This is a genomic window from Acetomicrobium sp. S15 = DSM 107314 (assembly GCF_016125955.1).
Classification (GTDB): Bacteria; Synergistota; Synergistia; order Synergistales; family Thermosynergistaceae; genus Thermosynergistes; species Thermosynergistes pyruvativorans.
The window spans coordinates 199,747-223,684 of the sequence record NZ_JADEVE010000336.1 but is presented as its reverse complement, the minus strand read 5'-3'; the positions used below and the strand labels follow the sequence as shown (position 1 = coordinate 223,684).

Here is a 23,938-nt window from a genome sequence, read left to right as displayed (position 1 = left end):
TTTTTGCGTCAGGGATTATAATGATACCAGAAGGGAGAGACTTGTGTTATGGAAACGAAGCCACCTACGCCGGAGGCGCTCAGGGATAAAGTGAGGCGATTTCCCGATCGTCCTGGCGTTTATATAATGCACGACGAGACAGGACGGGTCATATACGTGGGGAAGGCGAGGTCTTTGAAGAAGCGCGTCCTTTCTTACTTTCGCCATGCCCAAATAGCTTCGCCCCGGTTGCGTAAGCTGATCCACAGTATAAGCGATATATCGTTCATACGGACGGAGACGGAGGCCGAGGCGCTTGTAGTCGAAGCGAAGCTGATAAAACAATATCAGCCGTTTTTCAACGTGGAGCTGAAGATGGGGGAGCGTTACCCTTATGTAAAAATAACCAACGAACGCTTCCCAAGGTTAGTAATAACCAGGCACAAGGAAGACGACGGGTCTATTTATATAGGCCCGTACACGCGCGTATCGGAATTGAGGCAGGTGTTGCGCTTAGTAGAGCGCTACTTTCCTTTGAGGAGCTGCAGCGCGACGCTTGAAAAGATCCCTGCGCGAGAGAGGCCATGTCTGCGCCATTTTCTCGGCAAGTGTCTGGCACCGTGTACCGGTGCTTGCTCTGAGTCCGATTATCGTGATAGAGTGGATGAGATCATCATGCTCCTCCGCGGTCAAGCCTTGCCGTTGGTCGAAAGACTAAGAGCAAAAATGGAAAAGGCCGCGGAAGCCTTAGCCTTCGAGGAAGCGGCACGAATGCGTGACGCGATTAGGGCTGTTTGGCGGTTGAGCCGACAAAAAGTATCCTACTCTCTATCGGAAGACCTCGACAAAGACACATGGTGCGCAATGACCGCTCTGCAAAGCCGTTTGGGGCTCGCCGCTTTGCCGTGGAGGATAGACGGCTGTGACATATCTCATCTGAGCGGGCGCGAATCGTACGGCGTCTTTGTAGTCTTCGAACAGGGAGTGGCAAATCCATCGCTGTACCGCAAGTTTCGAATTCGTACCGTCGAGGGCGTGGACGACTTCAGGTGCATAGAAGAAGTGGTTTACAGGCGATATAGGCGCCTTCTCGACGAGGAAGAAGCGCTGCCACAGCTCCTTTTGGTGGATGGAGGAGCAGTGCAGTTACAGTTTGCGCTTCAGGCCCTGCACAAACTGGGCCTCGAGGACTTGCCGGTTGTGGCGCTGGCAAAGGAAGAAGAGGCACTTTACCTGCCAGGGAAGAGGTCTCCCCTGAAGCTTTCGCGCGAAGACCCGGGCCTTAAGCTGCTGCAACGCGTGCGCGATGAAGCCCACCGCTTTGCCGTAAGCAGCCATAGACGCGGACGAGATCAGCGATATCGGCGGTCTGCGCTCGAAGAGATCCCTGGCGTGGGCAAAAGGCGAGCCGCCGCGCTCTTGGCGATGTTCGGAAGCGTCGCCAGGATATCGGACCTCGAGCCCGAGCAATTGACTGCCGTGCCAGGCGTTGGCCCCTCATTAGCCAAGCGTATAATAAATACACTTAGGGAGGGTAAGGATGCCGAACTCTCGAAGACGCCTTGACGAGCACTTCATGCGCATGGCTTTGAGTCTGGCAGAAAGGGGTACAGGCTTTGTCAGCCCCAACCCCAAGGTAGGATGTGTTTTGGTGAAAGAAGGGTCTGTGGTAGGATGGGGCTACCACAAATCTTTTGGGGGTCCACACGCAGAGGTCATGGCCCTCGATATGGCCGGGAAGAACGCCTCCGGTAGCACGGCCTACGTCAGCCTTGAACCGTGCTCCCACTGGGGCAAGACGCCACCATGCGCGCCTCGCCTGGTAGAAGCTGGCGTGACAGAAGTGGTGGCAGCTGTAATCGATCCGAATCCCGCAGTGAGCGGCTCCGGTATGAAAATCCTCGAAACGTCGGGCCTTCGCACCGCCGTCGGTGTTTTAGAAGAAGAAGCGAAGTGGGCAAACCGTGGCTTCTTCAGGATGACAGAGCTGCGCCGCCCCTGGGTCGTGCTCAAGTGCGCCGTGAGTTTGGACGGCATGGTTGCGCTAAAAAACGGCGAGAGCCGATGGGTAACGAATTTGCGCTCGAGAAGCGTGGCTCACCTCTTGAGAAGCGAAAGCGATGCCGTAGTCGTGGGTGTTAATACAGTGATATCAGACGACCCAGAGCTATCAGTCCGCCATGTGGAGGGGCGAAACCCCTTGAAGGTCGTGCTCGACAGCAATCTTCGCACCCCCATAAGGGCTAAGGTACTCGACGGCGGAAGCTGTGTGATAATAGCGGCCGAAGGATGCGACAGCGCACGCATACGAGCGCTCGAGGATGCCGGTGGCGAGGTCGTAATCCTGCCGCGTGACGAAAGAGGACACCCAAACTTGAGCGATGTGCTCAATTTTCTATCAGACAGAGGGGTCTGCTACCTCCTGATTGAGGGAGGGCCGTCCATAGCGAGCTCTTTCGCCAGAGAAGGGTTCGTCGATTTGTTCGAGATCTTCGTGGCTCCGAAATTTCTTGGCGTTGGCCTTCCAGTCTTGGGCTATCTGGAAACGGTAGCAATAGAGAGGGCTTTTGAAGGAGAGATAAAGGAGGTAAAAAACCTCGACGGGGATCTGTGGTTGGAGGTAAGGCCGAAATGTTCACCGGCATTGTAGAAGAGATAGGAAAACTCAAGTCAATAAGGCGAGAGGGAGAGACGATAACACTCGAGGTTGAAGCTCCCTTAGTTTCAAAGGATATGGCACTGGGCAGTTCTGTAGCTGTCTCGGGGGCATGCCTTACGGTTGTGGGAATTAGGGGGGGTATCTTTATAGCGGAGATGATGGAAGAGACAGCTAAGAAGACGAAACTTTCCTTCCTGCGCCCCGGAGATCTTCTGAATCTCGAGAGGTCATTGAAACCTTCTTCTCGCCTCGATGGGCACATAGTCCAAGGACATGTGGAGGGCGTGGGGGTTATCTCAAAGGTAGCGAGCGGCAAGCGCACAAAGACTATGTGGATAAAAACGGAAGAAGAGATCTCTCGATATATCGTGCCGAAGGGATCGATCGCTGTAGATGGCGTCAGTCTCACCGTGATAGAGATAGAAGGAAGCACCTTTTCTGTAGGCCTCATACCGGCGACACTCGAAAGCACCACGCTCGGTAAGGCGAGGGAGGGAGATCAGGTCAACATCGAAACGGATATCCTCGGCAGATATATCGAACGCTTCCTCCACAGCAGCGAAAGCGGTTCTCATCTCACGTGGGAGAAGCTTTCTCGCTACGGCTGGATATGATAATTTGCAAGGGGGGAAGGATTTTGACGCTAACGTCATCGACGGGCACATTTTGTAGCGTGGAAGAGGCCCTCGAAGATATCCGCCAGGGAAAGATGATAATCGTGGTGGATGATGAAGAGAGAGAGAACGAGGGCGACCTGCTCATGGCAGCAGAAAAAGTGAGGCCTGAGGATATAAACTTCATGGCCAAATATGGCAGAGGCTTAATATGTGCCCCGATAACTCAAGAGAGGGCGCACGAGCTTCAGCTCGACTTCATGGTGCCGCGCAATACGGATCGCCATGGGACAGCTTTCACAATTACGGTCGATGCCGCTAAAGGGACAACCACAGGTATTTCGGCGGCCGAACGAGCATTGACGTGCCGGTCCTTGGCCGATCCATCTGCCGGTCCGGACGACTTTCGCCGTCCTGGCCACGTTTTCCCGCTCGTAGCCAGAAAGGGCGGGGTACTGAAGCGAGCTGGGCACACGGAGGCTGCGGTAGACTTGGCACGTCTCGCCGGCTTGCAGCCCGCCGGCGTCATATGTGAGATAATGAATGACGACGGCACTATGGCGAGGGTCCCCGATCTGATCCAATTTGCAGAAAAACATGGGCTTAAAATACTTACCATTGCTGCGCTGATACGCTATCGTCATGAGAGGGAGTGCCTGGTTGAAAGGGTTTCAAGCGTTCATCTGCCCACGATTTATGGCGATTTTATTGCTCACGCATACCGCTTTATACTTGACGAATCGCCGGAGCGGCTCCATATAGCGCTCGTCAAAGGAGATCTGACGACAGAGATGCCGGTATTGGTCAGAGTGCACTCCGAATGCCTCACGGGAGAGGTTTTCGGCTCTCTCAAGTGCGATTGCGGCCAACAACTCCATAAGGCCATGGAACTTATTGAAAAAGAGGGCATGGGAGTACTCCTTTACATGCGCCAAGAGGGTAGGGGCATAGGCCTGCTTCAAAAGTTGAAGGCCTACGAGCTTCAGGAGAAGGGGCTCGATACAGTGGAGGCAAACCTGGCATTGGGTTACCCTCCCGATTTGCGAGATTACGGGATAGGCGCTCAGATCCTCGTTCATCTGGGGTTGCGCAAGATTCGCTTGATGACGAACAACCCCAAAAAGATCGTTGGTCTAAGAGGGTATGGACTCGAGGTGGTGGACAGGGTTCCCATCGAAATACCACCCAACTCTTACAACCAAAATTACCTCAGGACTAAGCAAGATAAATTGGGCCACCTTTTGCACATTCGCGATTTTATCGGTTGAATCAAGAGTTTGTCGATAAGGGAGTGTGAAAACATGCGAGTCGTTCAAGGACAGTTGTTGGGGAAGGATTATCGTTTCGCCTTAGTGGTATCGAGGTTTAACGAGCTCATAACCGGCCGCCTCCTGGAGGGAGCCAAGGATGCTCTGATTCGCCATGGCGTCAACCATCAAAACATAGACGTATATTGGACGCCAGGATCGTGGGAGCTTCCTTTAACGGTCAAGGAACTAGCACTTTCAGGACGCTACGACGCAATAGTAGCCTTGGGTGCGGTGATCAGAGGAGATACGCCTCACTTTGATTACATAGCCTCCGAGATGTCCAAAGGCTTGGCCAACGTAGGTTTGGGACATCGCGTTCCCGTATCGTTCGGCGTCCTCACCTGTGACGATTTGGAACAAGCGCTCCAAAGGGCAGGCAGCAAGGCCGGAAATAAGGGGGCAGAGGCCGCCGTGGCCGCAATAGAGATGGCCGATTTGCTCAACCAGATCCGTGCAAAAACGGGGGAGGCTTGACGGTGCTTGACCTCAAGTGGATACGCGAGAACGAAGAAGAAGTGCGTTTGATGCTGAAACATCGAGGTACAAACTTTCCTCTCGATGAACTGCTAAAGCTCGATACCGTACGCAGGGAAAGATTGACCGCAGCAGAAGCCTTGAAGGCCCGCAGAAACGAGGGGTCGAAGCTCGTAGGCAGCTTGAAGAGGGAGGGGAAGGATGCGTCGACATTGCTCGATGAGCTGCGAAAGCTGGACGAAGAGATAGGCAATTTAGATGCGGAAATCTCTTCCCTCCAAGACAAAATAGATGACCTCCTACTTCAGATTCCCAACCGCATCCACTCTTCTGTTCCTATAGGGCGAGACGAGGAGGAAAACGTAGTCGTGCGCACCTGTGGCGACCCTCCCAATTTCGACTTCGAGCCCAAGCCGCACTGGGACCTTGGGACAGCCCTCGGTATATTGGATTTTGAGCGCGGTGTCAGCCTCGCCCAGAGTCGTTTTACTGTCTTGAAGGGCATGGGGGCAAGGATGGAGAGGGCTTTAATTCAATTCATGCTCGATCTGCACACCGTTGAGCATGGTTATATAGAGATTGAACCTCCCTTTCTTGTCAATACCGCAACTATGCGCGGAACGGGACAATTGCCCAAATTCGCCGAGGAGCTGTATAAATGTGCCGACGATGACCTTTGGCTCATTCCGACGGCAGAAGTCCCATTGACTAACATGCACGCCGGCGAGATCTTGAGCGAAGATCGCCTTCCGATCTATTACACCGCCTACACCCCATGCTTTCGCCGCGAGGCCGGAAGCCACGGCAGGGATGTGCGAGGGATGCTCCGCCAGCACCAGTTCGACAAGGTGGAGCTCGTCAAAATATGTCATCCCGAAAAGAGCTACGACGAACTCGAAGGGTTGACGCGCAATGCGGAAAAGGTGCTTCAGCTTTTGGAGCTTCCATACAGAGTTATATGTCTGTGCAGCGGCGACATGGGGTTCGCTGCCAGCAAGACATACGATATCGAGGTGTGGTTGCCCTCCCAAGGCAAATACAGAGAGATCAGTTCGTGCAGCAATTGCGAGGATTTTCAAGCCCGTCGCATTAACACGCGTTTCCGGCCGCGCGATGGAGGGCGTCCTCGCTTTGTGCACACATTAAACGGCTCGGGTATTGCCATAGGAAGATGCTTGATTGCTGTAATGGAAAATTACCAAAAAGCCGATGGTTCTATAGCTGTCCCCGATGCCTTAGTCCCTTACATGGGAGGAATCAGGGAGATCGGTCCGCTTCGGTAATCCTCGCATTGTCGCACTGGGCGACTCCGCTGCGCTTAAAGCTCCAGACGATCCCTCCGCTGATCTCAGACGGCGGAGGGTCGCTGTATAAGAGCAGCTCCTCTTCGCTTAGGCGTATCTCTTTGAGCTTAGCTGGGAAAATGAACTTGGACAAATCCAATATAGGCTGTATTTTTTCGACTATTTTGTCCGTGGTTTCCTGACTTACGCGAAAGCCATTGGCATAAAATTGATAATTCGTCAAATAAACCTTGTTTCCGTCGACGACCTCCAGTCCACCTGCGAGCTTCAGCAGGAAACGGAATTTAAAGATGAAACTCTGCTGATACACGCCTACGGCCACTATTTCTTCAGGCCTCAAATCAATGCGCACGTTCTTCCAATGTTCGTCAAGTTCTGTCCCAAGCAAGGCTGCATTTATGTCTTTCTCTGTGATCCTCGCGGCGAGCCTTACTTCGTCGACAGTTTCGAGGCGCAATTTCTCATGCCACATCTCCGGGGAATTGAACCGCACACTGAAAGCCTCAACCGAAATTTCATCGACGCGTAGCTTGTCAATCATGCCGCCTTTGACGGCGAGATGCAGGTGTGGAGTAAAGCCGTCGTCACCGATCGGCTCTGCTGAAGTAAAAACGAGACAGTCTGGGGAGAATTCCCTCACCATGGCCTTGCCGAGTTCGTCGATCAATCCGTTTGCCGATGTGCAGGGGGAGGCAAAGAGTATCGATGCAGATATAAGCACAGACATGAACGCACCCATGATTGCCTTCCTCATTATACGCCCTCTCTCCTTTTTCGATCCAAGATACACTTTGCATGATCATAGCCTCGTCGCACATGGGTATGATACAATAACTTTGACCTTATAGCTATCATACCTTGCCTCGAAGGGAGGCCCGACGGTGATAAGCAGCTTTGTATGGGGCCAAATTGCTATAGTAATGATCACAGCGATCGCCTGTCTTTTGATTCATAAAAACCTAAAGAGAGTCCTTTTGCCCGATCAGAGGGATTATGTGCGCGATCTCACGCTGATCGGTAGCATAGCCCTGCTCGCAATAGCGATGGGTTCCAGATCTGCCCAGGTCGTGGTAGCTTTTGCTGTTCTGGCCTTAGTGGTCGGCATAGCGCGCAAATATTACCCTCATCGACTTTGGTCTCTTGCATACATACTTATCGGCATGGCTTTTTGCGCTTTTGGCCCCAGGATATCCTTCATGAGCCTGCCTCGAGGGGAGTATTACTATTTCTCACCGTGGGCCTCGGTAATGGTGACCACAATTTGGATGACGCTCTTTCCCCTTCTACTCCAGGAACTGGACCAAACTCCTGGCCTCATGGGCCATCTGTTAGCGGTCGTATGGTTGTTGATGTCTATAGTAACATTCGTACTTCCGCAGCATACGCCGGACGCCGTCTGGCTTTCGGCGGCGGGATTGGCCTTTACGGCCGTGTTTTGGAGCCGCCATGGACACCCCTTCCGTCGCTTAGGGGAACCGCTTGCCGGGATGTGGGGGGTTCTCATAGCTGGCACTTCAATCCTGGGGGTGAGCAAGGGAGTAACGTTCACCGTATTGCTATTCTTACCTTTGGGGCTTTTCGCCCTCCCCATTTTAGAAACATCGCTCTATGTGGCAAGCCGAGCCTTTGCCGTAGATTTGACTCGCTTTCCATCGCTGTATCGCCGCTTTATATCGATGGGCATCGATCATCCCAAGGCGATAAGGTTGGTTGCTTTGGTGTGTATGTGCCTCGGCGGCGCTGTCGCTTCTTCCGAGCTACCGTTGGGCTGGGCTTCGCGCCCTCTCACGATGGCCTTTTTGGGCGCCGGCATAGCAGTTGTGCTGGGCAGCACCAGGAAGCTCCTACCTAAAAGCGACATGCGATGGCCCGTATTGTGGGGTATACGAGTGGATAACGTATCACTCACCTATGTCCTCTCCAAGGTCTGCGGATGGATCGAATCCGGAGACCTTGCGCGCTATGTGGTTACGCCCGATGCGTTGGCTGCCTATAGGAGTCGCACCGATGCGAATTATCGACGAATCGTCAGAGCCGCCGATATGGTCTTGCCCGACGGGGTGGGATTGATCTGGGGTTTGAGATGCCTTGGATATAGAGTGCAGGAACGGATAGCCGGCGTAGAGTTTATGGATCAACTTTGCAGAGTCGCCGCAGCGCAAGGGTGGCCTGTGTATTTGTTGGGCGGCAAACCCGGCGTGGCCGAAGAGGCGGCTTGTAAGTTATCTGCAAGATATCCGGGTCTCGTCGTGGCCGGTGTCCATGACGGTTACTTCAATGAGGCTCAAGATGTCTTAATATGCGAAGAGATCCGAAACTCCGGCGCGCGGTTGCTCTTTGTCGGCATGGGTTCCCCTAAACAGGAGATCTGGATCGATCGGAACTTGAAAGGTTTGAACGGCATAGTCAGCGTGGGCGTGGGGGGGAGTTTCGACGTGTTGTCGGGACGCCTGAAAAGGGCTCCTATTCTTTGGCAAAGGATGGGGCTCGAGTGGCTATACAGAACTGTCCAGGAGCCATGGAGGATAAAACGCGTCAGTCGCTTGCCCATCTTCGCGATATTAGTCATAATGACGTGCCTGGGTATAGATAGGTGGAGGGAGGAACCGTGACTATAACCGCAAAAGACCTAATGCACCGAGATCTCACTGCGGTTGCAGAGGATGACTTGGTGCTCGATGCGGTGCGCATCTTATACATGCAGCGCCTTTCTGGCTTGCCAGTTGTAAGGGATGATTGGATACTGGTAGGCTTTCTCTCGGAAAGCGACATTCTAAGGTTTGCTCTGCCAACTTATTTGGAGATATTAGCCCAGAACGGCTTCTTAGACAATTCGGAAGGAAATCTCATAGAACGTCTTGGCAGGCTGGGACATAAGGCGGTAGGGGAATTCATGAACCGAGATCCGATATGCGTCGAGCCAGAGGTCAGCCTTATGACTGTGGCAGATTTGATGATACGGAAGAGGATAAAACGCCTCCCTGTAGTGAAAGAAGGGAGGCTTCTCGGTATCATAGACCGCGGCGCCTTTTGCGAATTTCTAATGGAGGAGGCCCATGAAGGAAGACCATAGCGCAACCCGGAACGTGGAGGCTGAGCTTGAGCGCTATAGATTACAGTTGGAAGAAGAGCTTGAGGCTAAGCGAAAAGCCTTAGAAAAACGGCGCCTTGAGGCGCTTGAGCGCCTAAGAGAACTGGAGGAACTCTCTCTTAAGCGAGCCATGGAAAAGTGGAAAGAGTTCGAAGCTGACCTCGTCCAAGAGGAAGATAGGTTAAAAACAGAAATAGAGGAAAAATGTCGGCGTCTAACCGATACAATAGATCGAAATGCCCTTCTCGGTGAGATCGTCGACTTCGCTGTGAGCACAATCCTCGGTGAGTCTGTGGAGGGGATATAAAAGCGTGATAGTGGAGATGGTTCGCGTCGCCGTATGGGGAATCGGCAGCGAAAAGGATGCAATTGTAGAGGAACTTCAGGAGTTGGGTGTGCTACACCTCGATATTCCGAGCGCTCCGCCGCTTGCTAGCGAGGAACTCAAAGGATTACGCCTGCTCGGCGCGACAATTCTGGGCATGGTAGAAGCCTTAGGCTGGAAAGAGTGGGACAGAATCAGCAATGAAGCCCTCTTAAGGATCAGAGGAAAGATCCAATTTGAAAACCCGGAAGTTGTAGACGAAATAGCGAAGAGCTTGGAAGAGTTCAAAAGGAGGCTGCACCTCCTCCTCGAAGAGCGCTCATCCTTGATGGAGATGTTAAGATCTCTGAGGATGAGTCATCAAGTCGCGTATCATTTCCAAACCTTCCTCGAGGAGGAAATGTCCAAGGGTAAGTGTGTATCCATATGGCGGCTCGATCACAAATCTCATGCCAGAGCGCTTTCCCAATTGAGGTCGCGTCTCAAGGTTGTCACTTCGCCGAAAGAGAGGCCTTACCTTTCGCATCACAGTGTGCGGCTTAAGGACGACGAGACGATTTTGGCCATAAGCGTGGATCCGCAAGGCGAAAAAATAGCGGAGGATTTCATGCGTTTAACCGGTGGGATACCGTGGCATCCGCCGGACGAGACGAGGGGAGAAAGTCTCCTCAAATCCATTGAGGCGCTTGAAGATAAGCTCTCTTGGGTTCCTAAAAGACTAAAATCCATAGACGAGGAGCTTGAGAAGTGCAAAGAGGAATGGGGCCCTCATTTGGCTGCGCTCTATTTTTTGGTTGAAGAAAAATTAGACCAACTGACAGTCAAGCAGCTCGCGGTCAAAGAAAACGGAGGCATATTTGTCATCGAGGGATGGATACCGGCGGAAGCACTTGAAGCTCTTATCACAAGGCTAAAAGAGCGCTTTGACGGTAGAATTTTAATACAATGGCGTTACCCCTCAAGCGAGGAATGGCACGAGGTCCCTACCGCGTTGGACAATCCCTCGCAATTTAAACCCTTTGAGGTCTTCCTCAAACTCCTTCCGGTACCTCGTTACAACGAGATGGACCCCACCGCTTTGATCGCCATCTTTTTCCCTTTCTTTGCGGGGTGCATGGTTGGAGATATCGGCTACGCAATAATTATGGGCGTGCTGGGGTGGCTCTTGCGGCGCAAGTGCAAAAGAGAGCTGTGGCGCGACATTGGGTCTGTGATCGTTCACATGGCTTGTTGGAGTGCCTTCTGGGGAGTCGCCTTCGGCGAATTTTTCGGGGATCTCGGGCATCGCCTCATTCATATGGAACCTTTATGGGTGGAACGCAGCCAGGCAGTCTTGCCCGTGATTTCTTTTACTGTAGGCCTTGGCGCCGTACATGTGCTTTTGGGGTTATTCGTCGGTTTTTTGCGCGGTCTCAGGCACAGGGATAAACATATGTGGATGGAACGCTTGGCCAACATATTGCTCATAACAGCACTGATAATCGTTTTGGTGCACGTTAAGGGATGGCTCCCGAAGTCGTTTTTCACTCTTTCAGTCTCAATTACCATCGTAGGACTGCTCCTTCTCCTCAAGGTCGGCTTCCTCGGGGGTCTCGTAGAGACCATAGGAGCTGTGGGAAACATTTTAAGCTACGTGCGCATAGCCGCTATAGGGCTCTCGTCGGCCATCTTGGCCGTTGTAGCATCTCGTTTCGTCGATGCCTTAGGGGTGTCTTTCCTCGGCATCTTCCTGGCACTTTCCATCCATCTCCTGAATCTGATTTTAGCGGTAGCTGGATCTGGCCTGCACGCAGCCCGCTTGCACTATGTGGAATTTCTGGGGAAGTTCTACAAGGGCGGCGGGAAGGAATACAAACCATTCGCAAGGAAAAGGGGGAGCCTCGTGTGGAAAAGGCGTTAATAGCTTTGGCAGCAGCTCTCGCAGTGAGCATTCCGGCTTTAGCGACGGCTTACGCGCAAGCGAGGATCGGAAGCGCAGGAGCTGGCACAGTGGCAGAAAAACCGGAAACAGCGGGCACAATGATCATTCTTGAAGCTATTCCCGAGACGATGGTCATTTTGGGCTTCGTTGTAGCAATTATGCTCATCCTCCAGTTTGCGTAACGAGATGCCGGATTTACCGCGCTTTGCGGCGACCGAAGAAGAGATCGAGGCGTTCAAGCGTTCTCTAAACGAAGAATATGAGCGCAAGATCTCCGATTTGGAGAAACGCCTCGAAAGAGAACTGGAGGAGCTGATTGCGAGCTCTCGCTTGGCGGTAGAAAAAAAGGTCGTCGCTATCCAGCAAGATCTGAATAGGCGCTACGACGAAAACCTTAAGCTGATTGCAAGACGCACGCAAAAATTGGGAAGAGAGAGACTCCTCGCATTTTCCGATGAATTGCTACGGTCAGCCGAAGAGCGCATAACGAAGACATTGGCGACGATAAGACAAGATGAAGAGCACTATACAAGGGTAATGAGGACACTCTTAGATGAAGCGCTGATAGAAATAGACGGGATGGCGGTTGCGATCGTGGGAAGAGGCGACGGAAGGTTTTTGTCTCAGTGCGATAGGGTGTCGGCCGTGCACGAGGAGGACATACCTTTAGGAGGATGCACGGTGACGGATGCAGAGGGAGAGAGGATTGTCGACAACACGTTTGAAGGACGACGAAAGAGGGTCAAGAAATCGATCGTTAGGCGCATTTCAGCCGCGCTTTGGCCTCTTATGGAGGAGATTGGTCGGTCCGGCTGAAAATTATGCTTACCTGAATGCGTTAATTCGCTCCCGCCTCTCGTTATTCTTCAGATGGGAGGAGTTGGTCTCGTTGGCCAAGGGAAGCCTCGCGGGCTTGGAGGGGGCTATCCTGAGCGGGAGATATGGAGAGAGTTATCGATACCAGCTCGTCACGGCCGAACCATCGGCACTCAAGCGGATAGAAACGGCTCTGGCATATGAATCAACCCGGCAGCTTTCATGGCTTTTGGCCCATGCGTCGGGCGAACCCAAAGCGTTACTCTCCGTGTTGTTGGCTCGTGCCGACCTCTATAACTTCAGACTGCTTTTGCGGTCATTCGCAGTTTCAGGAGGACATATGAAGGAACCGCTATGGCATCTCTATGGCAGTCTTCCCAGATCTTTCTACAAATCGCTTTTTGATTGCTCATCCCCCATGGAGGCCGTAGAGCGCGCCCTTTCGTTCAACCACCCTTTCGTGGTGCCCATAGCGGAGGCGCTGCGACAACTCGAAGCAGATCGCAACCTGCTCGCAGCCGAAGGGATTTTTTTGGTGCGCTTCCTTGAAATTCAAAGAGGAATAGCAATAAAGTTCCCCACCAAAAACGGGCGATTGGTGCTTGAGTTTTTGGGGAGACTCGTGGACTTATGGAACTTAGGGCTTTGGATACGAAAACGGTCGGGCTACGGCAGGGGGCTCACAGGGGTGGAGTATCTGACGGGCGGAGCCTGGATAGATCCCCGCCGCTTGGAGGAAGCCGAAGTGGTGGGAGTAGCGGTGTCTGAAACTCCATGGCAAAGCGTAACCAGGCGAATATCTGCACCATCTCATCACGAGTTTTACCGAGCCCTCAATGTGGAATTTTGGCGCTGGCAGGCCAAGCAGCTCAGAAAAGATCCTTTAGGAATAGAGGTGGCCATGGGCTTTTCGACATGGCAGATAGTTGAGTGGCAAAATTTGACCGCCTTGGCTGTAGGGCTTTCGCTCGGCCTAAGACCCGAACAGATTACACAGAGCCTGATTCCCCTGGAGTGAAGATCATGGAGGAATTTTTATGTGTGCGAGCTGCAGCAATCGGCAGAGGGCTCTTTGTCGACATGTGGGCCCTCTTGGGCTTTGAGCCTATAACTTGCGAAGACCCTCTGGATGTGGAGGGCACATTAAGGGTTATGGATGCAGATATAGGCGTAGTACTGGTTGAGGAGGAGTGGTTTAAAAAAATGCCGGAGCGCGTTAAGAAGATCGCATTGCGTTCGATTCATCCTGTATGGGTGTTGCTTCCAGGTATGGAAGCGCCGAACTTGTAAAGCATGGATAGGGTTGGAACGGTTACAGCCATATCCGGCCCGGTGGTGAGGGCGAGGTTTCCCTTCCCAGTCAGACCATACGAGGTGGCTTATGTGGGGCACGATCGCCTCTTGGGAGAGGCGATCCGCATTTCGAAAGGCTCAGCGGATGTCCAAGTATACGAGGCCACCGATGGAGTGAGAGCCGGCGAGCCTGTATACTTCTCCGGTGAATTGCTGTCTGTCGATTTAGGGCCAGGCTTGTTGGGGAGCGTCTTGGACGGCATAGGTCGCCCTCTCGCCCTCTTGGCCGACAGGGAGGTTTACATCGGCAGGGGATGGAGGGAAAGCCCCATACCAACGGACAAAAAGTGGCCGTTTAAGCCGCGACTCAAGGTGGGAGACATAGCAATGCCAGGCACGGTGTTGGGCAACGTGGCGGAAAAGGAAGGGTTTATCCATATGGTCATGGTTCCCTTCGTCCCCGAAATCCAGAGCGAGATCGCGTGGATAGCCCCAGAGGGGGAATATCGCGCCTTTGACCAGATATGCAGGTTATCCAACGGTATCGAACTTACCATGGTAAGCCGATGGCATGTCAGAGAACCTCGCCCAGTGGCAAGGAAGCTCGGGCTTGAAATTTCCTTTTTGGCAGGCCAGCGCGTATTGGACACGCTGTTTCCGATTGCCTTGGGAGGCAGCGCGGTCATACCGGGGGGGTTCGGGACAGGAAAGACGGTCACCCAGCAACAGCTTGCCAAATACTGCAATGCCGACATCATTGTCTACATTGGGTGCGGCGAACGGGGCAACGAGATGACCGAGGTTTTGGAGGAGTTCCCAAGACTCGCTGACCCCAAAAGCGGCCTGCCGCTGATGGACCGCACAGTTTTGATAGCCAATACATCCAACATGCCGGTGGCCGCAAGGGAAGCCAGCGTGTACCTCGGCATGACAATTGCAGAGTATTTCAGAGACATGGGGAAAAACGTAGCTATTATAGCCGATTCCACATCGCGTTGGGCCGAAGCGTTGCGAGAGATATCCGGTCGTCTGGGCGAAATGCCGGGCGAAGAGGGTTATCCAGCTTATCTCGGTAGTCGCCTTGCCCAATATTACGAGAGGGCGGGACGTGCAGTGCCGTTGGGTGAACCACTGAGAGAGGGATCCGTAACGGTGATCAATGCCGTCTCCCCTGCCGGGGGAGATTTTTCGGAACCGGTGACCCAAGCGAGCCTTCGCCTATCTGGCGCCTTTTGGGCTTTGGACAAATCCCTCGCTCAGCAAAGGCACTTTCCAGCCATAAATTGGCGCCAGAGTTACACCCTTTACGAGGAGGACCTGCGTGATCATTTCGTTCAGCTTCTGGGGAGAGAATGGCTTGAGCTTAAGATGTTCCTGAACGAAACACTGGAAAGGGGACAGGAGGCATTGGAAATTGTTCAGCTCGTGGGACGTGATGCCCTCGCAGATGAGGATAGATGGCTCCTTTTGTTCGCCGAACTGCTCCAAACCGTTTACCTACAGCAAAACGCCTTCGACCCAGCGGATGCCTATTGCCCCCTGAGCAAACAAAAAGCGATGCTTGCACTTTTGCGATCTTTAGATGAGAAGGTCAGAGCCAGTCTATCGGGAGGTACGATTTACGAGCAAATCGAAGCGTTGCCGATTAAACAGGAGCTCTTAAGGTTGCGCTCGCTCCCCGTTGAGGATTTTGAAGTGGAGGCAAAGCATTGGATCGACTCAATACGTTTAGGAGACCTTGGGCGATGAGACTTTTTCGAGAAGGTTCCAGGGCAATCGATAGCATCTCCGGCCCCCTTGTCTTCGTAAACAAAGTAAAGGGGGCCGGTTTCGGTGAGCTCGTTACCGTGGAAACCGGCCGAGAGGCGCGAATAGGCCAGATTCTACAGGTAGATGGTGATATTTGCCTCGTTCAGCTCTTTGAATCGAACATCGATATAGACCCCGGCAAGAGCGTCGTGTGGATTGAGAGGGACATTTTTCGCATGCCCGTGGGGCTTTCTCTCATCGGGCGAATCTTGAACGGCCATGGAGAGCCTATTGATGGCGGTCCTCCTGTTGAAAATTGCGCTGAGGGAGAGCTTCCTGTGGCTGGACTCCCCATAAACCCGGTCAGGAGACTGGCTCCGCATGCCTATCTGGAGACAGGCATATCCGCCATCGACCTCATGAACACTTTGATCAAGGGGCAGAAGCTTCCTATATTCTCTGGAGCAGGTCTTCCGGCCTCTCGGATCGCTGTCCAAATCGCCCGGCAAGCGCGCGTTCCCGGGGAGGAGTCGCGCTTTGTGGTGATCTTCGCCGCCATGGGCGTTACATGGAGAGAGGCATCTTATTTTCTGAACGCATTCCGCGATACCGGGGCTCTTTATCACGGCGTGTTCTTCATCAATCTGGCGAGTGACTCTCCGGTGGAAAGGCTCTTGACGCCCCGCTTGGCGCTCACCGTAGCTGAACACTTGGCCTTAGAAAAAGGGTATGACGTCCTCGTGATACTCACCGACATGCTGTACTATTGCGAGGCATTGAGAGAAGTCAGTGCCGCGCGCGAAGAGGCTCCAGGAAGAAGGGGATATCCTGGATACATGTACTCAGATCTCGCCAGCATTTATGAGAGAGCGGGGTGTGTCAGGGGAAATGAAGGTAGCATAACACAACTGCCGATACTCACTATGCCAGACGATGACATGACACATCCCGTAGTCGACCTTTCAGGTTACATAACGGAGGGGCAAATTGTGTTAGACAGGGGGCTTCACGAGCGAAGTATATTTCCCCCGATCGATGTCCTTCCGAGCCTCAGCAGATTGATGGGCAAGGGGATCGGAAAAGGCAAGACTGATCCGATACACGGGGTCATGGCAGATTCCCTTTACGCTGCCTATGCGAGGTCAAGGGAGCTGCGCAGGCTTAAAATGATCGTGGGCGAGGAGGGGTTATCCGCCCTTGAGAAGGAGTATCTTTCCTTCGGCGATCGTTTTGAGGGGAAATTTATAAACCAAGGTGAGACGTATCGTTCTCTGGAGGAATCGATAAACGTCGCCTGGCAATGTCTCGAAACGCTGCCGTCCACTGAACTATACCGCCTTCCCACTGAGGCGACGCAGAGACGTGGAGGTAAAGCAGTTGAATAACTCTCCCCCTACGCGAAGCCAACTCATAGACCTCAAGCGCCGCATATCTACAGTAGAGCACAGCAAGCGACTGCTGGAGAAGAAAAGGGACGCTATAATGAGGGCCATCGAGGCAGATCGCAGGGCTTACAGAACCATGCGATCTGCCTTCAGCGAAAGTTACAGGCAGGTCTATCTCGCTTATTCGCTAGTCAGACTCTTCGAGGGGGATGCGGCGATAAAACTGCTCGAGGTCGGGGTAAAGGTGCTCAAGCTGCGCGAACGCGACCATGCCATCGCCGGCTGCAAATATCCGGAATTCGTTGAGGCGATCGATGAATCTAAGAGAAGGGGCGAAGCCGTTTTTAATCCCATTTTAACTTCTCTATACGTAGAAGACTTGTTGGAGGCCTTAAACAAAGTGGAGGGGTTGCTTTGGCAATTTATAAACCTGCAAGCTAAGCTCAAGGCTTTGGAAACCGAACTGCGCCGCACGCAGATTAAGATAAACACTCTTCAACATACGGTCCTTCCTGCGTTGACTGAAGAGGTGAAGCGGATTGGTGAGATTTTAGGGGATAGAGAGAGGTACGAACATTTCCTGATAAAAAAGTCTATTACATCGAGACCGTATTTCCAACGATGAAGTTTCGACGAAGAAGGGCTATGATTTTATAAGAAATGGGAGGTGTTGCCGGTGAAGATGGACAAGATCTTAAAACAGGCTCAAAGGATGCAGGCTCAGATGATGAAAATCCAGGAAGAACTGAAAGCGAAGGAGGTGGAGGGCGCAGCGGGTGGCGGTGCCGTGAGGGTGATATCTAACGGTCAAGGTGAAATTGTCTCCATAAAAATATCTCCGGACGTAGTTGATCCTGATGACGTCGAAATGCTCGAAGATTTAGTCCTTGCAGCGATCAGCGATGCATTGCGCAAGAGCAAGGAGTTGGCGGACGAGCAGATGGCCCAGTTGACAGGCGGTATGGGCAGTCTCTTTTAGATTGACCAAATGGGGAGGATTGGCGTTGTCATCGACCGGGTCCCTTGAACGATTATTAAAATTGCTCTTTCGCCTTCCTGGAATTGGAGAGAAGAGTGCGCGCCGTTTGGCGTTTTTTATACTGCAGCAGCCTCCGTCCTTCGCTCAAGAGTTGGCGGAAGCCATTTTATCATGTAGAATGAACCTTCATCCGTGCCCCGAGTGCGGCAACCTCACCGAAAGGGAAGTATGCGATATCTGCGCAGACCCTTTACGAAACCGCGTATCTCTCTGCGTGGTTGAGACCGCTGAAGACCTTCTCGTTTTGGAGGAGCATGGGATCCATCAGGGGATATATCATGTTTTAGGCGGTAGGGTTTCTCCTTTAGATGGCGAAGACATCGATCCGTCTTCGTTGGATCGCCTGAGGAGGCGGGTGGAAGAATTAGGAGTGAGAGAAATAATACTGGCATTAGACCCTCAAGTAGAGGGTGAACTCACTGCGCAGTCAGTGCTATCGGCATTGTCTGGCCTAAAGGTAAAAATCTCGCGCTTGTCCTACGGTCTGCCGCTGGGCGGCAGCATAAGCTTCGCCGATCGCGCCACGCTTCACGCCGCGATGGAATCGCGCACCACCATAAAAGATGAACCATGATCGAAGTTGAAATTCAAATTTTGAAAGGAAGTGATGACATGCATGAGGAAAAGGGCGTACTCCAAGGCATAGCGAAAGCACTCTTTGCCTTGCTGGGTGGATTGGCCGGTTACCAGATCGCTCAATATATACAGCAGAACCAATGGCTTCCCTGGACTGGGTTGCCGCAAAAGTTGGCCATCTTTTCCGGCCTCGTGTTGGTCCTTGCCTTAATAGGCTATTTTGTGATAGCGCCTCTTTTTATCAGGTTGGTCGGCTTTATTGGCCTATTTTTAGAGCATAACCTTCAATCATTGAGCTGGCAAGATATATCTATGGCCCTGGCGGGTCTCATAATAGGGCTCATCATCGCAAATCTTCTGGCCCTCCCCTTCGTGGATCTGCCTGGGATAGGTATTTATTTAGCTGTCGTATTGAACATAACGCTCGGCTATTTGGGAATCCATCTCTTCTTGCGGCGCAAGGACGAGATAATGAGCTGGTGGAGCAGTTTCGGGACACTGAAGGAACACCTCACCCTGAGGAAGGGAAGGCAACCGGAGGGCGCGGTCGAAGGTCACGAAGGGTCTGCAGAAAAGAAGGGAACTTGTCCAAAGAAAATCCTCGATACGAGCGTCATAATCGACGGCAGGATCTTGGATATAGCCAGGACTGGTTTTTTAGAGGGCGTTTTCTTGTTGCCTCAGTTCGTGCTTGCCGAGCTTCAGGCTATAGCTGATTCGTCGGATCCCACAAGGCGAACTAAAGGCAGGAGAGGGCTCGACATTGTCAGGGAGTTACAAGAAGTTTCTGTAATAACGCTTAATATTGTCGATATATCTCTCAGAGAGCTTGGCGTAGAAAGCGTCGATGACGGCCTTTTGGCCTTGGCAAGGAGAGAGAACGCCGCTATCCTCACTACCGACTATAATCTGAACAAGATCGCTCAAATTCAAGGTGTTCAAGTTATGAACGTGAATGACTTAGCTAATGCCATGAAGCCGATCCTCCTGCCAGGAGAGACGGTCGTAGTCGATATAATCCGCGAAGGAAAAGAGCCCGACCAGGGAGTTGGATATCTTGACGACGGCACGATGCTCGTCGTGGAAGATGGGGAAGCTTATATCGGCAAGCGAGTAGAAGTGACCGTCACCTCGATACTTCAAACCTCGGCGGGCAGAATGATCTTCGGACGGATGCGACGGGAGGTACGTTGATGAAGACATGGTCGTTCATAATAGTTGCCGCCGGAAAGGGAACCCGTCTCGGCGGCGAGCTCAAGCAATTTCGCATACTCGGAGGGCGTCCTGTATGGTGTTGGAGCGCTGTGGTGGCTGAGGAATTATATAAGCAGGGTCTCGTAGAAGAGCTAATTTTGGTCGTCCCAGCTGGGATGGAGGAAGAGGTTAAGAACCAAGCGCAAAATTTTGAGCTTCCAGTGACCGTAATAACTGGAGGTCCGCGCAGATCCGATTCCGTGCATGCCGGCCTTTTGGCCTCCAACTCATGGGGGTGTCTCGTGCACGATGCCGTTAGGCCTTTCGTGAAGCCGGGACTCTGCCGTCGCCTCATGGAGGCGGTGACGGACGGCAAAGGGGCAATACCAGTCATACCTGTGGCCGACGCGCTTAAAAGGGTCCTTCCAGATGGCAAAATGACCATTGTGCCAAGAGAGGATTTGCTGGCTACTCAGACACCTCAAGTTTTCCCCAGAGAAGAACTGCTACGCGCATTCGATGAACATCAAGACGGCTTCAGAGATGAGGCCGAAGCTTGGATCATGGCCGGCAAGGAGCTCGTTCCCGTAAGAGGCGCCAAGCTGAATTTTAAAATCACAGACGCACAGGATTGGGAGCTCGCCAGCGCGATCGTCGAGGGCGGGGAGGTAATGCGCGTAGGGAACGGGTTTGATGTCCATCCGTTGGTGCCGGGTCGCAGGTTGCGTTTGGGCGGCATTGAGATACCAGACGCTCCACTCGGATTACATGGGCACTCCGACGCCGATGTCGTAGCCCATGCCGTGGCCGATGCCCTGCTCGGAGCTGCCGGGGAATCCGACATAGGAACACTTTTCCCAGCCGATGACGATACGTATAGAGGAGCCAACAGCATGGAACTTCTGAAACAGGTGGTGGATTTGATCTCGAGCGAGGGTTGGTCTATAGAATGGGTAGACGCCACGCTACAAGCGCAGATCCCGCGATTGGCGGACAAAATAGAAGCGATCCGACGAAGCCTGGAGTCGGTCTTGCAGTTAGGCCAGAGGCGCTCGGGGCGCGTGGCCAACATTAAAGTGAAGTCCGGCGAGTCTGTGGGAAGCGTCGGTAGAGGTGAATGTCTTGTATGTCACGCCACTGCCACGGTTGCGAGGCGACCTCTCGGCTGGAGCAGTGAATCCTGACCATGAAGAGCGTGAGAACGCGCTTCGCTCCTTCCCCTACTGGTGAACTTCACATAGGGGGAGCCAGGACTGCACTCTTTAATTGGCTTTGGGCGCGCAATCGTGGGGGTGCTTTCGTATTGCGGATAGAAGATACCGATCAGTCGCGGTCGAGCACAATCTACGAGCGCAACATAATGGAAGACCTGCGCTGGCTCGGGCTCGATTGGGACGAGGGGCCTGACGTGGGCGGGGCTTACTCTCCATATCGCCAGAGCGAGCGACTCTCTATATATCAAGAAGCTGCAAAACGCTTGGAATCGCTCGAGCGAGCGTATCCATGTTACTGCACGAAAGAAGAGCTCGAGGCGGAGAGGTCGAGTCAAATTTCTGCAGGCAAACCACCCCGCTATTCGGGGCGTTGTCGTCATCTAACCGAAGCGGAACGTTTAAGCATGGAAAAAGAAGGGAGAAGGCCGAGTCTGCGTTTTGCCACCCCAAAGGGCATGAGGCTCGACTTTGAGGACGCGATACATGGTCGTAGAGTTTACGATTTGGACGATTTGAGCGACTTTATCATCATGCGGCCGGATGGCTGGCCAACGTATATATTTGCAGCCGCCGTGGACGACCACTTGATGAATATAACTCACATAATCCGAGGTGACGAGCATTTAGATAACGCAGCCAGGCAAATCTTAATATACGATGCACTGGGATGGGAGAGACCAATTTTCGCCCATATCCCTACAATCCTCGACGCAGAGAAGCGAAAGCTCAGCAAGAGATTAGGGGCTGTAAGCATAGCCCATTATCGTAGTCTCGGATATCTGCCAAAGGCTCTCGTGGCATATTTAGCGACGTTGAGTTGGTCTATTGAAGTAAGTGACACCGTGCCCACACTCTACGATCTGGTCGAGAGATTTTCGCTTGATCAAGTCAGTTCTTCCCCTCCCATCCATGACGAAGAAAGGCTGCGCTATTGGGGAAAATTAGCCATAAAAAAGGCCGATCTCACGTGGCTTGCCGAAAAAGTCATAGCTTGTGTTGGAGGTAACTTTAAGCCCGTCGACGAAAGAGCGTTTTTGGCTCTCATCGATGACGTCCGAGGAGATTGTGCCACGCTCGTTGAGATAACTCAAAAGATCGTTTGGCTTTTCCAGCGCCCTCAAAAATGTGAAGAGTCTCCGCCGTGGGTTTCGGAGCTGGTTCAGGTCATGCGCAACTTGAAGGAGTGGAACGCCGAGGAAATTGGGGAAGCCCTCAGATCCTTTTGCCGCGAAAAGGAGATAAAGAGCAAAGACTTTTATCATCTCTTGCGAATAATGCTCACAGGCACAAGAGACGGATCTTCCGTCGCCCTTGTATTGTGGAGCTTAGGACGCGACGAGGCGCTTTTGCGCCTCGAACGAGATTGGAGGCATTGAGGAGTGATCAGTTATGGACTTGAATGTTAAATTTAAACCTTTTGAGGGGCTAACTTTTGACGATGTGTCATTGGTTCCCAATTATAGCGAAGTCCTTCCGGCAAATGTGGATGTTAAGAGTTTCATCACGCCGCAAATACAGGTCAACGTGCCCATTTGTAGTGCTGCTATGGATACCGTTACAGAGGCGCGCCTTGCCATAGCCTTGGCCCGTGAAGGAGGAATTGGGATCATTCACCGCAATAATTCTCCAGAGAAACAGGCAGGAGAGGTGGACAAGGTAAAACGCTCTGAAGCTGGCGTGATCGTCGACCCATTTTATCTACACCCGGAGGATTCTGTCGGCGAAGCCGTAAAACTCATGGAGCATTATCACATATCCGGTGTACCGATAGTGAACGACCAAAAGAAACTCGTGGGTATTATCACCAATCGGGACCTGCGCTTCGTCACAAATTACGCCCAACCCATCGCAGCTGTGATGACAAAGGAAGGGCTGATCACGGCATCCGTAGGAACAACGCTGGAGGAGGCCAAGGAAATATTAAAGAAGCACAAAGTGGAAAAGCTCCCTCTCGTTGATAAAGAAGGACACCTGAAGGGCCTTATAACGATAAAAGACATTCAGAAGGCTCGAGAGTTTCCAAACGCCTGTAAGGACGAGCGGGGACGCCTCCGGGTTGGGGCCGCCGTTGGCGTCGGTGAAGACTTATACGAACGCGCGGAGGCTTTGATAAAGGCTGGAGTGGACATCTTAGTCGTAGATACAGCCCACGCCCATTCCAAACGCGTATTGGATGCGGTAAGGTCGTTGAAAAAGCGATGTGGCGACATGCCGGTAGTGGGAGGCAATATCGCAACTGCTGACGCAGCAAATGCATTAATAGATGCAGGAGCTGACGCAGTCAAGGTCGGCATAGGGCCCGGTTCCATTTGTACCACTCGCATTATAGCCGGTGCCGGTGTTCCTCAACTAACGGCGATCATGGAAGTTTCTTCCGTGGCTAAAAAACGTGGCCGTTGCGTCATAGCTGATGGTGGCATTCGCTATTCCGGCGACATCACGAAAGCCTTGGCGGCTGGAGCAGATACGGTCATGATAGGCTCTCTCTTTGCCGGTACAGAGGAAAGCCCGGGAGAAGAGGTCATCTATCGCGGAAGGTCTTTCAAGAGTTATCGAGGTATGGGTTCTATTGCAGCGATGAGAGAAGGACGCAGCAAAGATCGCTATTTTCAAGAAGGCGTGACGACAGAGGAAAAGCTCGTAGCCGAAGGCGTAGAGGGGTTAACTCCTTTCAAGGGTGCCCTTTCTGCCGTTGTATACCAACTGGTCGGTGGCTTGCGCTCAGGAATGGGGTACACAGGGTCAAAGGATATAGCAGAACTCCAAAAGAAGGGGTGTTTTGTAAAGATTACAGCAGCTTCTGTCAAAGAGAGTCATCCTCACGACGTGATTATAACCAAAGAGGCGCCAAACTACAGCGTAGAGGGATAAAACGCATTGCTTTGACATGCAGGGGGTTGCTTCAAAATAGCAAAAATAATGCGTTGATTTTTAACCCACACAAAATTATTGAACTTGAGATTGCTATTACTAACATATAGCCCCTGTCACCTTG

Annotated in this window: 24 protein-coding genes; 23 read left to right on the top strand and 1 reads right to left on the bottom strand. The window is 52.5% G+C overall.

Features of this window, described 5'->3' with window-relative positions:
• Positions 1-48 precede the first annotated feature (48 nt).
• The 6 genes from EZM41_RS10700 to serS are packed head-to-tail and all read left to right on the top strand — an operon-like array spanning position 49 to position 6,319.
• Positions 49-1,545, top strand: a complete 1,497-nt coding sequence (locus tag EZM41_RS10700) for an excinuclease ABC subunit UvrC (protein ID WP_198471068.1) — start codon at positions 49-51, stop codon at positions 1,543-1,545.
• Positions 1,520-2,629 carry a bifunctional diaminohydroxyphosphoribosylaminopyrimidine deaminase/5-amino-6-(5-phosphoribosylamino)uracil reductase RibD gene (gene ribD / locus EZM41_RS10695; RefSeq protein WP_198471067.1) on the top strand — a complete coding sequence of 370 codons (1,110 nt, stop codon included), beginning with the start codon at positions 1,520-1,522 and terminating at the stop codon, positions 2,627-2,629. Before EZM41_RS10700 ends, ribD begins: the two co-directional genes overlap by 26 nt.
• Entirely contained in the window at positions 2,611-3,252 is a 642-nt protein-coding gene (locus tag EZM41_RS10690) for a riboflavin synthase (protein WP_198471066.1), read from the top strand. The genes ribD and EZM41_RS10690 overlap by 19 nt, the downstream gene beginning before the upstream one ends.
• A complete protein-coding gene (locus tag EZM41_RS10685) occupies positions 3,249-4,520 on the top strand; it encodes a bifunctional 3,4-dihydroxy-2-butanone-4-phosphate synthase/GTP cyclohydrolase II (protein ID WP_198471125.1) in 1,272 nt (423 codons plus the stop codon). Before EZM41_RS10690 ends, EZM41_RS10685 begins: the two co-directional genes overlap by 4 nt.
• A gap of 33 nt (positions 4,521-4,553) precedes the next feature.
• Entirely contained in the window at positions 4,554-5,036 is a 483-nt protein-coding gene (gene ribH / locus EZM41_RS10680) for a 6,7-dimethyl-8-ribityllumazine synthase (RefSeq protein WP_198471065.1), read from the top strand.
• Between the two features lie 2 nt (positions 5,037-5,038).
• Positions 5,039-6,319 (top strand): serine--tRNA ligase, encoded by a 1,281-nt coding sequence (gene serS, locus EZM41_RS10675; RefSeq protein ID WP_198471064.1) that lies wholly within the window; start codon positions 5,039-5,041, stop codon positions 6,317-6,319.
• Here the strand turns inward: serS and EZM41_RS10670 are convergent.
• Positions 6,294-7,094 (bottom strand): LmeA family phospholipid-binding protein, encoded by an 801-nt coding sequence (locus EZM41_RS10670; RefSeq protein ID WP_198471063.1) that lies wholly within the window; start codon positions 7,092-7,094, stop codon positions 6,294-6,296. The genes serS and EZM41_RS10670 overlap by 26 nt on opposite strands.
• A gap of 127 nt (positions 7,095-7,221) precedes the next feature.
• Here EZM41_RS10670 and EZM41_RS14395 point away from each other — a divergent pair, with 127 nt between their 5' ends.
• Genes EZM41_RS14395 through guaB form a run of 17 tightly spaced genes read left to right on the top strand, consistent with a single transcriptional unit; the run spans position 7,222 to position 23,814 of the window.
• The gene (locus EZM41_RS14395; RefSeq protein ID WP_198471062.1) at positions 7,222-8,952 is read left to right on the top strand and encodes a WecB/TagA/CpsF family glycosyltransferase; all 1,731 of its coding nucleotides are present in this window, start codon (positions 7,222-7,224) and stop codon (positions 8,950-8,952) included.
• Entirely contained in the window at positions 8,949-9,413 is a 465-nt protein-coding gene (locus EZM41_RS10660; protein ID WP_342449295.1) for a CBS domain-containing protein, read from the top strand. The genes EZM41_RS14395 and EZM41_RS10660 overlap by 4 nt, the downstream gene beginning before the upstream one ends.
• The gene (locus tag EZM41_RS10655) at positions 9,397-9,738 is read left to right on the top strand and encodes a hypothetical protein (protein ID WP_198471061.1); all 342 of its coding nucleotides are present in this window, start codon (positions 9,397-9,399) and stop codon (positions 9,736-9,738) included. Before EZM41_RS10660 ends, EZM41_RS10655 begins: the two co-directional genes overlap by 17 nt.
• A 4-nt stretch (positions 9,739-9,742) precedes the next feature.
• Complete coding sequence (locus EZM41_RS10650; protein WP_198471060.1) at positions 9,743-11,656, top strand: V-type ATPase 116kDa subunit family protein; 1,914 nt, start codon at positions 9,743-9,745, stop codon at positions 11,654-11,656.
• The gene (locus EZM41_RS10645) at positions 11,641-11,859 is read left to right on the top strand and encodes an ATPase (protein ID WP_198471059.1); all 219 of its coding nucleotides are present in this window, start codon (positions 11,641-11,643) and stop codon (positions 11,857-11,859) included. Before EZM41_RS10650 ends, EZM41_RS10645 begins: the two co-directional genes overlap by 16 nt.
• A gap of 4 nt (positions 11,860-11,863) precedes the next feature.
• Positions 11,864-12,493 (top strand): V-type ATP synthase subunit E family protein, encoded by a 630-nt coding sequence (locus tag EZM41_RS10640; RefSeq protein ID WP_198471058.1) that lies wholly within the window; start codon positions 11,864-11,866, stop codon positions 12,491-12,493.
• Positions 12,477-13,511: a V-type ATPase subunit gene (locus EZM41_RS10635; RefSeq protein ID WP_198471057.1), complete on the top strand. Its 1,035-nt coding sequence runs from the start codon at positions 12,477-12,479 to the stop codon at positions 13,509-13,511. The genes EZM41_RS10640 and EZM41_RS10635 overlap by 17 nt, the downstream gene beginning before the upstream one ends.
• Positions 13,512-13,516: 5 nt before the next feature.
• The gene (locus tag EZM41_RS10630; protein WP_198471056.1) at positions 13,517-13,783 is read left to right on the top strand and encodes a V-type ATP synthase subunit F; all 267 of its coding nucleotides are present in this window, start codon (positions 13,517-13,519) and stop codon (positions 13,781-13,783) included.
• Positions 13,784-13,786: 3 nt separating this feature from the next.
• Positions 13,787-15,535 carry a V-type ATP synthase subunit A gene (locus tag EZM41_RS10625; RefSeq protein WP_198471055.1) on the top strand — a complete coding sequence of 583 codons (1,749 nt, stop codon included), beginning with the start codon at positions 13,787-13,789 and terminating at the stop codon, positions 15,533-15,535.
• Positions 15,532-16,920, top strand: coding sequence for a V-type ATP synthase subunit B (locus tag EZM41_RS10620; protein ID WP_198471054.1), 1,389 nt, complete (start codon positions 15,532-15,534; stop codon positions 16,918-16,920). The genes EZM41_RS10625 and EZM41_RS10620 overlap by 4 nt, the downstream gene beginning before the upstream one ends.
• Positions 16,913-17,545 carry a V-type ATP synthase subunit D gene (locus EZM41_RS10615; RefSeq protein ID WP_198471053.1) on the top strand — a complete coding sequence of 211 codons (633 nt, stop codon included), beginning with the start codon at positions 16,913-16,915 and terminating at the stop codon, positions 17,543-17,545. The genes EZM41_RS10620 and EZM41_RS10615 overlap by 8 nt, the downstream gene beginning before the upstream one ends.
• 51 nt (positions 17,546-17,596) lie before the next feature.
• A complete protein-coding gene (locus tag EZM41_RS10610; RefSeq protein ID WP_198471052.1) occupies positions 17,597-17,899 on the top strand; it encodes a YbaB/EbfC family nucleoid-associated protein in 303 nt (100 codons plus the stop codon).
• Between the two features lie 25 nt (positions 17,900-17,924).
• Positions 17,925-18,533, top strand: a complete 609-nt coding sequence (gene recR, locus EZM41_RS10605; protein ID WP_198471051.1) for a recombination mediator RecR — start codon at positions 17,925-17,927, stop codon at positions 18,531-18,533.
• Positions 18,534-18,571: 38 nt separating this feature from the next.
• On the top strand, positions 18,572-19,729 hold the full coding sequence (locus EZM41_RS10600; RefSeq protein ID WP_198471050.1) for a PIN/TRAM domain-containing protein: 1,158 nt from the start codon (positions 18,572-18,574) through the stop codon (positions 19,727-19,729).
• A complete protein-coding gene (ispF, locus tag EZM41_RS10595) occupies positions 19,729-20,913 on the top strand; it encodes a 2-C-methyl-D-erythritol 2,4-cyclodiphosphate synthase (protein WP_198471049.1) in 1,185 nt (394 codons plus the stop codon). Before EZM41_RS10600 ends, ispF begins: the two co-directional genes overlap by 1 nt.
• A gap of 2 nt (positions 20,914-20,915) precedes the next feature.
• On the top strand, positions 20,916-22,319 hold the full coding sequence (gltX, locus tag EZM41_RS10590; RefSeq protein WP_198471048.1) for a glutamate--tRNA ligase: 1,404 nt from the start codon (positions 20,916-20,918) through the stop codon (positions 22,317-22,319).
• Positions 22,320-22,332: 13 nt separating this feature from the next.
• Positions 22,333-23,814 carry an IMP dehydrogenase gene (gene guaB / locus EZM41_RS10585; protein ID WP_198471047.1) on the top strand — a complete coding sequence of 494 codons (1,482 nt, stop codon included), beginning with the start codon at positions 22,333-22,335 and terminating at the stop codon, positions 23,812-23,814.
• Positions 23,815-23,938: the final 124 nt, after the last annotated feature.